This is a genomic window from Moraxella sp. CTOTU47915, assembly GCF_031986685.1.
In the GTDB taxonomy this organism is placed as follows: domain Bacteria; phylum Pseudomonadota; class Gammaproteobacteria; order Pseudomonadales; family Moraxellaceae; genus Faucicola; species Faucicola tetraodonis.
Genome location: NZ_DAMAAE010000011.1, coordinates 1 through 13,585, shown reverse-complemented (window position 1 = coordinate 13,585; position 13,585 = coordinate 1). Strand labels below are relative to the sequence as shown.

The window sequence follows — 13,585 nt, the reverse complement described above, 5'->3', positions numbered from 1 at the left end:
TATTGCGCTTTTTTATTTCAGTGCCTTGACCAATAACGGCAATATTTTCCCTGCGTTGTCGGGTAACACGATGTCAACCGCTGTGGTCTGGGTCGGATTGGGATTAATCTCGATGACGGTTGCGCCCTGTTGTTTTGCCAAATCAATCAAGCCTGCCGCAGGATAGACCACGCTTGATGTGCCGATACTCACCAATACATCACAATTAAGCGTTGCCGTTTCTGCCGTTTGCCAAGCGTCCTGTGGCAACATCTCGCCAAACCACACAATATCCGGGCGAATCAAACCGCCGCATTCACAATGCTTTAGCTCAGTGTCTGTGATATCAATGGCTTTGGCATACGGCTTGCCGCAATCATGACAGCGATTTTTGGCCAAATCCCCATGCAGTTTTGCCACCGTGGCACCGCCTTGCTCATGCAGATTGTCGACATTTTGACTAAACAGCGTCCAAGTTTTACCTTGCTGCTTTGCCAATGCTTGCCATTCGCCTAAGGCAAAATGGGCAGGATTGGGCTGTTTGTCGGCGATTTGTCCACGCCACCATTGGTGCCATTGCCACACCAAGGCAGGCTCCTTTTCAAACGCTTGAATGCTGACCAAATATTCGGCTTGGTATTGTTGCCACAGTCCGGTAAGTTTATCCCGAAAAGTCGAAATGCCACTTTCAGCCGAGACGCCTGCTCCCGTCAGGATGGCAATATTTTGGGCATATTTAATAACATCAGTGGCTTTATAGAGAGCGACCTCTAGCGATGGGGGTGTAGTTGTTGTCATAGTCGTAGTTTTTTGCTGTTAATGGGTTTATGGTAGTGAGGTTATCTTAGCATTTTTATGTGAGTGATTTTAGATTAACAGTTGTATGTTAAAAATTTGGGCTAACGATTAGCAATAGACAGTTTGCGGTCAAATTCGCTACAATGAGCCACCAACATTAGAAACAAACAGGAACACTCATGAACTTACAAGCCCTCATGCAACAAGCGCAAATGATGCAAAAGCAAGTCGAAAAAAACGTTGAAAACGCCAAGAAAAAACTGGCAGAAAAAGAAGTGCATGCCGAAGCGGGTAGTGGCTTGGTGAAAGTCACCATGAATGGTCGCCATGTGGTCAAACGTTTATCAATCGATCCAAGCCTACTGCAAGACGACCCTGATATGATTGAAGATTTGATTGCGGCTGCTATCAATGATGCCGTGCGTCAGGCCGATGAACTACATGAGACTGAAATGGCGAGTGCCACCAATGGCATGGGTTTACCACCAGGCATGAATGGTTTATTTTAAACCCACTACGGCTATCCATAAAGCTATAAAGTAGCGCTATAAAATAGTGGAAAATTGCCTTGCGATTAGGGAGTCAAACCCCCATAAAAAGCTGATAATTGACTGTCAGCTTTTTTTATTTTTTATGATTTTTATAAGAATGCGCCTATGCTAACGCCAAAATTTGATGAACTTGTAAAACAACTCAAAGTACTGCCCGGGGTAGGACCCAAATCTGCCCAGCGCATGGCATTGCACTTGCTTAGCTATAAACGCCCGCAAGGTCAAGCGTTGGGCGAAGCCTTGATTGTGGCGATGCATGATATCAAGCAATGCCAAGTATGCCGTGGTTTATCAGATGAGGATATTTGCCCGATATGTAGCGATCCGCGCCGCAATGAGCGCGTGCTTTGTATCGTAGAGACGGCAGCAGACATGATGGCAATCGAGCAAACCGCTGGGTTTAACGGTAAATACTTTGTGCTTGGCGGGCATTTATCACCCATTGATGGTATTGGTGTGGAGCAGCTCGGCATCAATCAGCTAATTGGGCTGTTAAAGCAACACCAAGCCGCGCAAACCCCCGTAGAAGAAATTATCTTGGCAACCAGTACCACGGTAGAAGGGCAAACCACGGCGCATTTTATCAGTGAAGCGGTCAAACCTTACGTCACCCATATCAGCCGGATTGCCCAAGGGATTCCGATGGGCGGCGAGCTTGAGTATTTAGATAGCATGACACTGGGTCAAGCCCTGCAAAATCGTGGACGGTTATAAAATCTTTTCATCAGTTTGACAAGACAAAATCTTAGATTCATCATAAAATACGCTTAAATTATCCGTCCACAAGACCCAAGTTATGCTCATCCAAAATCCGTTAAGCCCAGCCCAATTACAACAACTTCATGACTTGCCAATCCATTGGGTGAAAACTCAGGACGCGCTTTTTGCCCTGCTCGATGACCTAGAGCAAGTCGATACCATTGCATTAGACACTGAGTTTATCAAGCGCGACACCTTTTTTCCCATTCTTGCACTGATTCAAATCAATACAGGCAAAGCGATTTATTTGATTGACGCGCCCAAGCTGTATTTAGAAGAGTTTTGGGAAGTGTTAGCGGATATACCCACCGTGGTGCTACATGCGTGTGGCGAAGATTTGGGGATTTATTACTTACTCTCCAACTTGCCTGCGCTGCGTAATGTGTTTGATACCCAAATTGGTTTGGGTTTTTTGACCGGTGAAAACTCGCTTGGGTATCAAAAATCGCTGCAAGAAACAATTGCTGTGCATGTGGATAAAGGTGAAAGCCAATCAGATTGGTTGCAGCGCCCATTAACGCCTGAGCAAGAAAGCTATGCGGTAGACGATGTACGTTATTTATTGCCGATGTTTGTTGCCATCAAGACACAGTTGACCGAACAAGGTTTATGGCAATATGCGGTTGAAGACTGCCAAAGCTATACCCAAGAAATTTTTGCTAACTTTAGCACGCCTGATAATGCCTTGTACTTGAGTGTCGCTGATTACCGCGATAATCGCGAGCAACTGGCAATGCTGCAAACGCTGTGCGAATGGCGCGAACAACTTGCCAAGTCAATCAATCGACCACGCACTTTTATCCTGCGCCCGCAGGCGCTCCGTGAAATCATCGAAAAACCGCCTTTTAGTATGAAGCAGTTAGGGTTTACCAGTATCAAGCCCAATGTGATTCGCATGTATGGGCAAGAGATTTTGACGCTAATTGATAAGGTGCGAAAAGAAGATGACGCAGCCTATCCAGCTCTTTTGCCTTTACCGTATCGCAGTCTGTCTAGCGATGTGCAAAAACAACTGGAAAAAGCAATCAAACAGCATGGGCAAACCTTGTCAATTGATGAGACAGTATTGATGCGAAAAAAATGGCTGTCGGAGCTGTATGCTTATGCTGTCGCAGCAGAAAAACCGGCATTAAGCCCTTGGCTGAGTGGGTGGCGCAAAGCGTGGATTATGGCAGAGATTTTACCCATTTTGGATAGGGTGATTGCCAATAACTCGCCATCTATTGACCATGAAACAACCGCTGAATAAATAAAAAAATCCCACCGCTGAGTGGGATTTTTTACTACTAAATGGCTTAAAAATAAACCGATTAAAAATAAAACGCTTAAAAAGAACCTAGCATGGTACCCAAAGCAATCACCACCGTCACCGCAATCAGCGGAATTGCCATCGTCACTATGGCGACATCTTTATAAGATTGCTTGTGGGTCAAATGGCAAATGGCAAATAACGTAATCACCGCACCACTATGCGGTAGCGTGTCTAAGCCACCTGCTGCCATCACCGCGACACGATGCAGTAACTCAGGATTTATCCCATGTGCCACTGCCTGCGCCAAATATTCTTTGCCTAAAATGGGCAGCGCGATACTCAAGCCGCCAGAAGAAGAACCAGTGATGCCCGCTAAGGTGGTCATAGCCACGGCTTCTGAGATTAATGGATTGCTAGGCGATAGATTTAACACGCTATCACGTAAAATTGCAAAACCCGCCAATGTTGCAATTACCGCACCATAACCGACTTCTGAGCCTGTATTAAAAATAGGCAACATGGAGCTATAAGTGCCTTTATTGAGACTGTGTTGCAAGTTCGTCCATTTGCCCAAGCGCAGCACAATCAAAGCAATAATCGCGGTGACTAAAGCGATAATGATTGACCAAAGTCCCAAAGCGCCCTTGATATCCAAGTCTTTAAACTGCGCTTGCAGTGCAGAGAAATCCATACTCGGAAAAACCGCATACGTTAACAAGGCATTTATGCCGATGACCAATACCAAAGGAATCATCGCCACCATAAAAGAGGTGTGATGGGGGTCTAGGTTATCAGCATGCAGCTCATCATCTTCATGAATACCATATCCCTCGCCAGCCGTTTTGGCACTATGGGCACGTCGTTGCAGCCACAGCATGCCCAAGCCAAACATCACAAGCGAACCAATAATACCCAGTATGGGTGCAGCAAAGGCATTGGTACCATAATAGGGAATGGGAATGGCGTTTTGGATGGCCGGTGTCCCGGGTAACGCTGTCATAGTAAAGGTAAATGACCCTAACGCAATCGCCCCTGGAATTAGCCTTTTTGGCACCCCTGCTGACTTGAACAAATCTTTAGCAATCGGATAAATGGCAAAAGCCACCACAAACAGCGACACACCGCCATAGGTTAAAATCGCACAGACCAAAACCACAGCCAGTATGGCTTTATTCGCGCCTAATTTACTAACCACCGTTCTGGCAATCGCTGTGGCAGCCCCAGAGTCTGCCATGAGCTGACCAAACACCGCCCCGAGCAAAAATATGGGAAAAAACTTCAATAGAAAGCCACTCAACGCTTTCATAAAAACGGTGGTATAGATAGGTAGTGAGCTTAGAATATCGCCTGATAGCGCCACCGCTAGGGTTGCCATCAAGGGCGCTAAAATTAATACAGAATAGCCGCGATAGGCAAAATACATTAATAGAAATAGCGAAATAATAATCGCAATGGTACTAAACATAATGTCATCCTTGACTTATTATGGGTTTAAAGTCACGCGTAGTGATTACAATTTTTTTGAGTCCCCTGCATCATAACAGAATTCTTTTGACTCGCAATTGGCTTTATAGCAAAAAGCCACACATTTTTGCATGGCTTTTGTAAAAATACGGTAAGTATTGATTGAGGTTTACTCTGCGATTTCACCATTCTCATAGCTTGAGATATCGGGGCAAGAACAGATTAAGTTTTTGTCGCCATACACATCATCGATACGGCTCACCGATGGCCAAAACTTATTGTCACGTACATAGGCAAGTGGATAGGCGGCTTCTTCACGGCTGTATGGACGATCCCAGTCACCGGTTACCACTTGCGCGGTGTGTGGTGCGTTCACCAGTGGGTTGTTATCTGCTGGCCACTCGCCGTTTTTAACTTTCATCGCCTCAGCTTTGATTTGAATTAAGGCTGAGATAAAGCGGTCTAGCTCTTCTTTGCTTTCCGACTCAGTCGGCTCAATCATCAAAGTACCTGCCACGGGGAAAGACATCGTTGGCGCATGAAACCCGTAATCCATTAAGCGTTTGGCGATATCAACTTCGGTGATGCCTGTTTCGGCTTTTAGTGGGCGGATATCAATGATACATTCATGGGCGACGCGACCATTTTCACCACTATAAAGCACGGGGTAATGGTCTTTTAATTTCATAGCGGTGTAATTGGCATTTAATAGCGCAGCTTCTGTCGCTTGCACCAAGCCATCACGACCCATCATGGTGATATACATCCATGAAATAGGCAAGATGCTGGCTGAACCAAACGGGGCAGCCGATACCGCACTCATGCCATCTTGGGCATTGGGCACCGCAGATACAACGTGGTTGGCAATAAAAGGTGCCAAATGTGATTTCATGCCAATAGGACCCATGCCAGGACCGCCGCCGCCGTGTGGAATACAGAAGGTTTTGTGCAAATTCATGTGTAGCACGTCAGCACCGACATCCGCAGGCTGCATCATGCTGACCTGCGCGTTCATGTTAGCGCCATCCATATATACTTGACCGCCGTGCTCATGAATTAAATCACAGATATCACGGATACCTTCTTCAAACACACCGTGTGTTGAAGGGTAGGTAATCATCAAGGCACCCAGATTGTCACTGTATTTTTGCGCTTTTTGGGTCAAGTCGGCAATATCAACGTTACCACGCTCATCGGTGGCTACCACGACGACTTCCATCCCCATCATTTGCGCCGTGGCAGGATTGGTGCCGTGCGCGGAGCGCGGAATCAGGCAGATATGACGGTTGGGTTGACCTAAGCTTTCATGATAACGACGAATCGCCAATAGTCCTGCGTACTCGCCTGACGCGCCTGAATTTGGCTGCATAGAGATAGCGTCAAACCCTGTGATGGCTTTGAGCTGCTCTTGCAGGCCTTCAATCATTTCAATATAGCCGCCCACTTGTTCACGAGGTGCAAATGGGTGCACATTGGCAAATTCATTCCAAGTAATCGGTAGCATTTCGCTAGTGGCGTTAAGTTTCATGGTACAGCTACCCAGCGAAATCATACTATGATTCATCGCCAAGTCTTTGTTTTCTAGCTTTTTCAAATAACGCAGCATTTCATGTTCGGTGTGATAACGATTAAACACAGGATGACTTAAAATCGCATCGGTACGTAGCAATGACGCTGGCAAAGACAAGCTGATATCATCGGGTAATTGAGCGGCTACGCCTGTAAATAACTGCGTGAGTACACCAAAATCTGCCGCATCACTGGTTTCATTAAAGGCAATGGCGATATGATTATCGTCTACTTTGCGCAGGTTATAGCCGATATTGAGGGCATTTTGATAGATTTGCTCAGTTTGACCTTGGGTATTGACCAGCACGGTATCAAAAAACTGCTCATGCACAATCGACATACCAGCTTGTTTGATGGCTTGGGCAAAAGCGCTTGCTAACGCATGAATGCGGGTGGCGATACGTTTCACGCCTTCAGGACCATGATACACCGCATACATCCCTGCCAAATTGGCCAATAACACTTGCGATGTACAAATATTTGAGTTGGCTTTTTCGCGGCGGATATGTTGCTCACGGGTTTGTAGTGCCATACGCAAGGCTTGTTTACCTTGAGCATCCACCGATACGCCAATGATACGGCCTGGGGCAGAACGCTTGGCACTGTCTTTAAAGGCAAAATAAGCCGCGTGTGGACCACCAAAGCCCATCGGCACGCCAAAGCGCTGGGTGTTACCCAGTGCCACATCCGCACCCATGCTGCCCGGTGATTTAAGAAGTACCAGACTCATCACATCCGCAGCAACAATTGTCTGTGTGCCTTTGGCTTTGACTGCACTGATGATATCAGTTAAATCAACCACATCGCCTTGCGCGCCCACATATTGGAAAATCGCGCCAAAGAAATCGCCATTCTTGGCAACGTCAAAATCACCGACCACTATATCCCAACCAAAATACTTGGCACGGGTTTTGATGACATCTAAAGTTTGTGGATAGATACGGCTATCAACAAAAAATTGGTTAGATTTACTTTTACCGACGCGTTTTGCCATCGCCATCGCTTCAGCCGCCGCCGTCGCTTCATCAAGCAAACTTGCGCCCGCCAATTCAAGACCTGATAAGTCAATACAAACTTGTTGGAAGTTGAGTAATGCCTCTAAGCGACCTTGGGCAATCTCCGCTTGGTAAGGGGTATAAGCCGTGTACCAGCCTGGGTTTTCAAGCACATTACGTTGAATCACCGCAGGTAAGCGAGTCGGATAATAGCCTAAGCCAATATAGCTTTTATTGACCTTGATTTTATCCGCCAACCCACGCAACTTTGCCAAGGCATCATGCTCAGTCATACTGAGGGGCAAATCTAACTCTTTGCTAAGACGTACAGAAGCTGGCACCGTCTGTTCAATAAAGCTTGCCATGCTGTCAGCGCCGACGGCTTGTAGCATTGCTTCTTTTTCATCTTGGCTAATGCCAACATGACGATGAATAAATTCTGATGATTGGAATAAATCAGCAAATGATTGAAAAGACGGTTGACTCATTCAAGTTTCCTTTAGCGTCTGATAAAACATTGAAAATAAAAATAGCAGGTTTTGTCATGGCTACCATGACAAACATCGGTTGAATGGATAAAAATTACACTTTAACGATATTACACCTTAACGATAAAGCGCTCACGCTCAAAACGGTATTGCTCACTATAGATACCACGCTCGTCGCGCTCACCGGCAGCAATCACCATACAAATATGCTGCTCTTCATTGAGGTCAAGCAATTTTTTGAGTTGTGGCTCATCAAATCCCCCCATCGGACAACTATCAAAACCGTGGGCACGCAAGGCGAGCATCAAATTCTCGGCAGCCAGTGAGGTGCTAATGAGTGCCCAGTTTTTGAGATCGTCAGCATCATAGATGGGGTCAACCATCGCACCTTTGACTTTGCGCGTGGCTTGTGTCAGCGCCCATTTGGCAGGAGTGAACACATTCATCACACCGCGCGTCATGGTCAGCGGAATAAGCTTGCCATAATAATCTTGCACAGGTTTTGGTACGGGTTTGACGGGAAAATACTTGATATTGTCTTTGGCATGTTGACGCCACGTGTCAGTACGAGCGACCACGACAATCAGCTTATTGGCGGTTTTTGCTGCATTTTGGCTCATACAATAGGTCACAGTTTTTTGGCGCTTTTCTTCAGATTCAATCACAAAAAATTGCCAAGGCTGTAAATTACTTGAGCTAGGCGCTAACATCGCCATATCGAGACAAGCATTGAGCACTTCATCACTGATGGGCGTTTTGGTAAAGCGTCGTACCGAACGGCGAGTGCTCACCACATCATAAAAACTGGCTTTTTTTGGGTCAGCAAGCGGGGTAAGTGTTGACATAGCAGCTCTCAAGTTAACAAAATAAAGGATGCGTTCAAAATAAAGGATGCGTTACAGTTAATTGATAGGATAATAGACTAAGGTAATCAAGCGATTACCTTAGTGCTAGGCTCTATAACGACGATTAGATAAAAGCAATGAGATAAAGATAATTAAATACTATCTTGGTACTCGTCTGCGTCCATCAAGCCTTGGTAATCATCGGCATTGTCTGGTTTGATTTTAAAGAACCAACCTTCGCCATAAGGGTCTTCATTAATGGTTTCTGGCGCATCTACCAATGCTTCATTGACTGCTAGGATTTCACCAGCGATGGGCGCGTATACATCCGAGGCAGCTTTCACCGATTCGACCACGGCAATTTCAGCATCCACGTCAACGTGTTCACCTACTTCAGGCAATTCAACATATACGATGTCACCGAGCAAGTCTTGGGCGTGGTGAGTAATACCCACGGTGATAGTGCCGTCTTCTTCTTGGCGTAACCATTCATGACTAGCCACATATTTTAAATCTGCTGGAATATTGCTCATAACTATTTTCCTCAAAGCGAAAGTAGGGGTGAAAATAAAAGGCTGTTAGCCAAGTAGTCGCACTTGGCGCCTTTTTACTAAACATTTTTAAAAGCCTAGTTTTAAAAGCCTAGTATTTAAAACCTAAGTAATTTAACAAACTGAGTAACAAAAATTTGGTCGATACAATGTATATCGACCAAACTTAAAAACCAACTTAGCGGTTTAACCCATTCAACAAGTGAATCGGATTAAATAGCATTACACACAAAGTTATAATCACGACCTTGTGAGGTCACGGTTAACGCACCTTCTGCACCTTTAACGCCCCAATCATACATGGTAGTTTTGGTTGCATTTGACAAGGTATAGCGGTTACCCGAGCCTGATACATCTTGTTTTAATACCATCGCGGCTTGGTTTAGACCGAGCATTGGCGAGGTGATTTTTAAATTTGCGACATTGCTGCCGTTTTCTTGACCGTAGAATGCCACAACTTCAGTGTTGTTGTCGCATTTAAAGGTTTGTGAATTTGCTTGAACTGCCAACACTTGTGACGGACTAGGCTGTGCTACTGGGGTTGAAGTACAGGCCGCCAAACTTGCCAAAAACGGTACAACAAAGAGTAACTTTTTCATGATTTTACCTTCTAAGTATGATGAATTTATTATTGGTTTTTCAAATTACGCTGACTAATCATTTGAATATTGTTCATTAATAAGCGTTAAATCCATCATAACACGATAAAATCCTAGTTGAATTGTTTGTTGCCATTTCTAACAAACGGTAACGAAATGATACGTACTGGCGTCGGTGTGCCCCGCAAATCAACGGTGGCTGCTGTATCCGTCGTCTTTGGAATACGGGCAATCGCAATCGATTGTTTTAGGCTTGGGCTAAAAGTGCCGCTGGTGATTACCCCAGTTTTGCCATTGTCTAGCGTGACCGTCATGCCTTCACGCAGTACCCCACGAGACTCTAGCACTAAGCCTACTTGCATGACGTCATTCCCCTCAGCAATCGCTTGGTCTTGTTTGGCTTGCATAGCCTCACGACCCACGAAATTCCGATCATCTTTTACCGCTAACGTCCACGCCATACCGCATTCATACGGATTGATGGTTTCATCCATTTCATGACCGTACAAATTCATACCGGCTTCAAGACGTAATGTATCACGGGCACCTAATCCTGCTGGGGCGATGCCATGGTCTTTAAGTAAAGTAAAAAACGCTGAGGCCTCGGCTTGTGGCAAAATGACTTCAACACCGTCTTCACCCGTATAACCGGTACGCGCCACAAACCAATCTGCGCCTTCAATGTCGGTCAAATCTTTGCCCACAAATGGTTTTAAGGTGGCTAGGCTATCTGCCCAATTTGGTTTGGCTTGGCTCAGTTTCTGCAAGGCATTAGGGCCCTGCACCGCAAGCATAGCAAGTTCTGGACGCTCGGTAATGGTGACAGCAAAGTCTTTGGCAACTTTGTCAAACTGTGCCAAATCTTTATCACGGGTGGCGGCATTTGAGACGATACGATACTCGGTCTCTGCATCGTTCATTCGGTAAACGATTAAGTCATCAATCACACCGCCGTTTTCGTTTAGCATGGCAGAATAAAGCGCTTTACCGACAAATTTGAGTTTGGCAACATCATTGGCGAGCAGTTTTTGCAGCCAAGCTTTGGCATCTTGACCGGCGATGTCAGTCACGACCATATGTGACACGTCAAACATGCCCGCATCCGTACGCACAACGTCATGTTCTTGGATCTGTGAGCCATAATGGAGAGGCAATTGCCAACCAGAGAAGTCAACGATTTTGCCGTTGCTATCGATATGGGATTGATAAAAAGGGGTGCGGTTTAAAGGCTTGTCTGTGGCTGACATGGCAAATCCTTGAGTGGGTAAAAATCAAATAACGGTTTGATGTTTCATTTGATGTTTTAATAGCTTGGGATAAAACGCTAAAGCCAAACATCGCACATCAATAGAGCACTAAAACTAATCCAACCTGATGTCGGTAGCTATCAGCCCTATCTGTCCTGTTACCTGAGATTTTCAATCGACTTGTCAGCTTCTTACTTCTTATAGTACAGATAGACAAGTCAATCTTTTCCCCTTCGGTGGTATTGCAAAGCAATACACTCTCCAGATTTGTTATATTTTGATGCAGTGCATACGCCACTGCCAAAAATTACGATTCCAGTCCTTTTACCTGAGCGATTATAGGGTCTTTACGCCTTCGGTGATGGTTTTGGTATTTCATAATTTGATGAAAAACAAAACAACATTCTCTCCTGAAATCTTCGGTTATTATGCTGGGTTTTTAACTTTTTGACAAGCAAATTTGCACAGATTTTATGACCGCCTGATGTTTTGGCAAGACTGCATTATGAGCATTATTGTGTTATAGCAAATAAAGCCAAAAACAAGTATGATTAAAGCCACTGATGAATATGAAACTTTAAGTAGTTAAAAAAAGTTAAAGTGTTTAAATAAAGTGCTTAAATAATTTTTGTGGTTTTGGGTTAAATTTTTGTGCGCTGACCCCATTAAAAGCAGAATAATTTAGCCTTTAACATTTTGAATATCTTTGCATATTAATGCCAACTACCAAAATTTGTTAACAGTCACCATGGACATAGACGCTAACCTAGCTGATTGCATTGGCTGATTAACAATGAGTAGATGAGCTGAATTTTTACCTTATAAAGATAAAGATGGCATGATAAAAGGAATAAAATAACGATGGATTTCATGAATATTTCGTTAATAGGCATTTTAACCAGTTTAGCCATGGGGGGTACGTTGCCCGATGATAGCAAAACCCAACAGCAAGTGGCGCAAGTGTCGACTCATATTTTGCCAAATATCGCAGGACAGTGGCAGCTGCGACTTGATAAAACCGACGCTGCGCAGCCAAGTTGTCAAGAGCGGTATAATTTTGGGCGCGATCAACAGTTTATCGGTTCAAGCGGTCAGGAATTTACGTACGGCAAATATTTGTACGCTGACACAGGCGATGGTTTGCCTGCACTAGCGATTCAGACCCAATATGATAACAATGCAACAGACTGTTCTGGCAATCGCGTTGACCAGACCGGCGATATTTTGGTTGCTTATGTCAAACAGCAAGGCGAGCAAATGCAGTGGTGCAAGGATAGTAAAGGCACCCGATGTGATATGACATTGTACCGTGTGTTGCCTTAAATTTTTTTACTTTTTCTCTCTACATCCCATAGTACTTGCAAGATTTGCCAGTGCTATTATCCTCGTTAAAACTTGCAACTAGTGTCAAATACTTATGATTCCACCTTTTTCAAGTGCCAATTCTCAGCAACGTCTGATTAGTCCGATGGGGCGCTCAGAAGACCAAAATGACAATAATATCCGTCCAGCCTTACTCGCTGAATATATCGGTCAGCCTGTGGTCAAAGAACAAATGGGCGTGTTTATTAACGCGGCATTATCGAGAAAAGAAGCGCTCGACCATACATTGATATTTGGACCGCCTGGACTGGGTAAAACCACACTCGCCAACATTATCGCCCGTGAGATGGGCGGTAATCTGCGCTCAACGTCTGGTCCTGTGCTTGAACGCGCGGGTGATTTGGCAGCAATGCTGACCAATCTAGAGCCTGGTGATGTGCTGTTTATTGATGAGATTCACCGTTTAAGCCCGATGATTGAAGAAATTTTGTATCCTGCGATGGAAGATTTTCAGCTGGATATTATGATTGGGGAAGGACCGGCTGCACGCTCCATAAAGCTTGATTTGCCGCCTTTTACTTTGGTGGCTGCGACCACGCGAGCAGGTTTGTTGACCTCGCCACTGCGCGATAGATTTGGTATTGTACAGCGATTGGAGTTTTATAATGTGGCGGATTTAACGACCATTGTCACAAGGTCGGCTGGATTGCTTAACGTGCCTATGACCAAAGAAGGCGCAGTGGAAGTCGCTAGACGGTCGCGCGGTACACCGCGTATTGCCAATCGCTTGCTACGCCGCGTACGTGATTATGCCCAAGTTAAAGGCGATGGCACCGTCACCGCTGAAATTGCGCATAGCGCACTTGATATGCTGGCAGTTGACAAACGCGGGCTTGATAATCTTGATAGACGTTATCTTGAGATGTTAGAGGAGCGTTTTAATGGCGGGCCTGCGGGGGTTGAGTCGATTGCGGCGGCTTTGGCAGAAGATAGAGGCACGCTTGAAGATGTGATTGAGCCGTATCTGATTCAGCAAGGCTATATCGTACGCACCGCACGGGGGCGGATGTTGACTTAGTTTTTTGAATGTTGTAGTGACAAACAAAAACCCCTTAGAACCTGTTCACAATCTTTTCAATAACAAAGCGATGAAAGCAAGATTGGT

The 13,585-nt window shown here is 45.1% G+C and carries 12 protein-coding genes and 2 riboswitches; of the genes, 5 read left to right on the top strand and 7 right to left on the bottom strand.

All coding sequences use genetic code 11. The features are described 5' to 3' along the window. Positions 1 to 12 precede the first annotated feature (12 nt). A complete protein-coding gene (locus RTL34_RS09185) occupies positions 13 to 777 on the bottom strand; it encodes an NAD-dependent deacylase (RefSeq protein ID WP_312116384.1) in 765 nt (254 codons plus the stop codon). Positions 778 to 956: 179 nt separating this feature from the next. On the opposite strand from RTL34_RS09185, the gene RTL34_RS09180 reads away from it, so the two are divergent. The 3 genes from RTL34_RS09180 to RTL34_RS09170 all read left to right on the top strand — a co-directional run bounded on the left by RTL34_RS09180 (position 957) and on the right by RTL34_RS09170 (position 3,336). Next, positions 957 to 1,286: a YbaB/EbfC family nucleoid-associated protein gene (locus RTL34_RS09180; protein WP_007115923.1), complete on the top strand. Its 330-nt coding sequence runs from the start codon at positions 957 to 959 to the stop codon at positions 1,284 to 1,286. Positions 1,287 to 1,433: 147 nt separating this feature from the next. Further along, positions 1,434 to 2,042 carry a recombination mediator RecR gene (recR, locus tag RTL34_RS09175; RefSeq protein ID WP_007115924.1) on the top strand — a complete coding sequence of 203 codons (609 nt, stop codon included), beginning with the start codon at positions 1,434 to 1,436 and terminating at the stop codon, positions 2,040 to 2,042. Between the two features lie 82 nt (positions 2,043 to 2,124). Beyond that, the gene (locus RTL34_RS09170; RefSeq protein WP_312116380.1) at positions 2,125 to 3,336 is read left to right on the top strand and encodes a ribonuclease D; all 1,212 of its coding nucleotides are present in this window, start codon (positions 2,125 to 2,127) and stop codon (positions 3,334 to 3,336) included. 76 nt (positions 3,337 to 3,412) lie between these two features. Here RTL34_RS09170 and RTL34_RS09165 read toward each other — a convergent pair whose 3' ends face one another. From RTL34_RS09165 to gcvT, 6 genes are all read right to left on the bottom strand, one after another. Beyond that, entirely contained in the window at positions 3,413 to 4,804 is a 1,392-nt protein-coding gene (locus RTL34_RS09165) for a GntP family permease (RefSeq protein WP_312116378.1), read from the bottom strand. Between the two features lie 168 nt (positions 4,805 to 4,972). Further along, positions 4,973 to 7,855, bottom strand: a complete 2,883-nt coding sequence (gene gcvP / locus RTL34_RS09160; protein ID WP_312116376.1) for an aminomethyl-transferring glycine dehydrogenase — start codon at positions 7,853 to 7,855, stop codon at positions 4,973 to 4,975. A gap of 110 nt (positions 7,856 to 7,965) precedes the next feature. Next, positions 7,966 to 8,700 carry a nitroreductase family protein gene (locus RTL34_RS09155; protein WP_007115929.1) on the bottom strand — a complete coding sequence of 245 codons (735 nt, stop codon included), beginning with the start codon at positions 8,698 to 8,700 and terminating at the stop codon, positions 7,966 to 7,968. A gap of 152 nt (positions 8,701 to 8,852) precedes the next feature. Beyond that, on the bottom strand, positions 8,853 to 9,233 hold the full coding sequence (gene gcvH, locus RTL34_RS09150; RefSeq protein WP_007115930.1) for a glycine cleavage system protein GcvH: 381 nt from the start codon (positions 9,231 to 9,233) through the stop codon (positions 8,853 to 8,855). A 230-nt stretch (positions 9,234 to 9,463) separates the two neighbouring features. Further along, positions 9,464 to 9,850 (bottom strand): MliC family protein, encoded by a 387-nt coding sequence (locus RTL34_RS09145; RefSeq protein ID WP_007115931.1) that lies wholly within the window; start codon positions 9,848 to 9,850, stop codon positions 9,464 to 9,466. A 113-nt stretch (positions 9,851 to 9,963) separates the two neighbouring features. Then, positions 9,964 to 11,097 carry a glycine cleavage system aminomethyltransferase GcvT gene (gene gcvT, locus RTL34_RS09140; protein WP_312116374.1) on the bottom strand — a complete coding sequence of 378 codons (1,134 nt, stop codon included), beginning with the start codon at positions 11,095 to 11,097 and terminating at the stop codon, positions 9,964 to 9,966. A gap of 140 nt (positions 11,098 to 11,237) precedes the next feature. Continuing rightward, a riboswitch (glycine riboswitch) is annotated at positions 11,238 to 11,372 on the bottom strand. A 31-nt stretch (positions 11,373 to 11,403) separates the two neighbouring features. Beyond that, positions 11,404 to 11,520: riboswitch (glycine riboswitch) on the bottom strand. A 447-nt stretch (positions 11,521 to 11,967) separates the two neighbouring features. Here gcvT and RTL34_RS09135 point away from each other — a divergent pair. Beyond that, on the top strand, positions 11,968 to 12,420 hold the full coding sequence (locus RTL34_RS09135) for a hypothetical protein (protein WP_227716786.1): 453 nt from the start codon (positions 11,968 to 11,970) through the stop codon (positions 12,418 to 12,420). Positions 12,421 to 12,514: 94 nt separating this feature from the next. Beyond that, entirely contained in the window at positions 12,515 to 13,498 is a 984-nt protein-coding gene (ruvB, locus tag RTL34_RS09130) for a Holliday junction branch migration DNA helicase RuvB (protein WP_007115934.1), read from the top strand. Positions 13,499 to 13,585 lie beyond the last annotated feature (87 nt).

Bases quoted from the DNA above. Each gene is read 5' to 3' on its own strand.
- RTL34_RS09185 (WP_312116384.1), bottom strand. From the start codon at position 777: ATGACAACAACTACACCCCCATCGCTAGAGGTCGCTCTCTATAAAGCC.
- RTL34_RS09180 (WP_007115923.1), top strand. From the start codon at position 957: ATGAACTTACAAGCCCTCATGCAACAAGCGCAAATGATGCAAAAGCAA.
- recR (WP_007115924.1), top strand. From the start codon at position 1,434: ATGCTAACGCCAAAATTTGATGAACTTGTAAAACAACTCAAAGTACTG.
- RTL34_RS09170 (WP_312116380.1), top strand. From the start codon at position 2,125: ATGCTCATCCAAAATCCGTTAAGCCCAGCCCAATTACAACAACTTCAT.
- RTL34_RS09165 (WP_312116378.1), bottom strand. From the start codon at position 4,804: ATGTTTAGTACCATTGCGATTATTATTTCGCTATTTCTATTAATGTAT.
- gcvP (WP_312116376.1), bottom strand. From the start codon at position 7,855: ATGAGTCAACCGTCTTTTCAATCATTTGCTGATTTATTCCAATCATCA.
- RTL34_RS09155 (WP_007115929.1), bottom strand. From the start codon at position 8,700: ATGTCAACACTTACCCCGCTTGCTGACCCAAAAAAAGCCAGTTTTTAT.
- gcvH (WP_007115930.1), bottom strand. From the start codon at position 9,233: ATGAGCAATATTCCAGCAGATTTAAAATATGTGGCTAGTCATGAATGG.
- RTL34_RS09145 (WP_007115931.1), bottom strand. From the start codon at position 9,850: ATGAAAAAGTTACTCTTTGTTGTACCGTTTTTGGCAAGTTTGGCGGCC.
- gcvT (WP_312116374.1), bottom strand. From the start codon at position 11,097: ATGTCAGCCACAGACAAGCCTTTAAACCGCACCCCTTTTTATCAATCC.
- RTL34_RS09135 (WP_227716786.1), top strand. From the start codon at position 11,968: ATGAATATTTCGTTAATAGGCATTTTAACCAGTTTAGCCATGGGGGGT.
- ruvB (WP_007115934.1), top strand. From the start codon at position 12,515: ATGATTCCACCTTTTTCAAGTGCCAATTCTCAGCAACGTCTGATTAGT.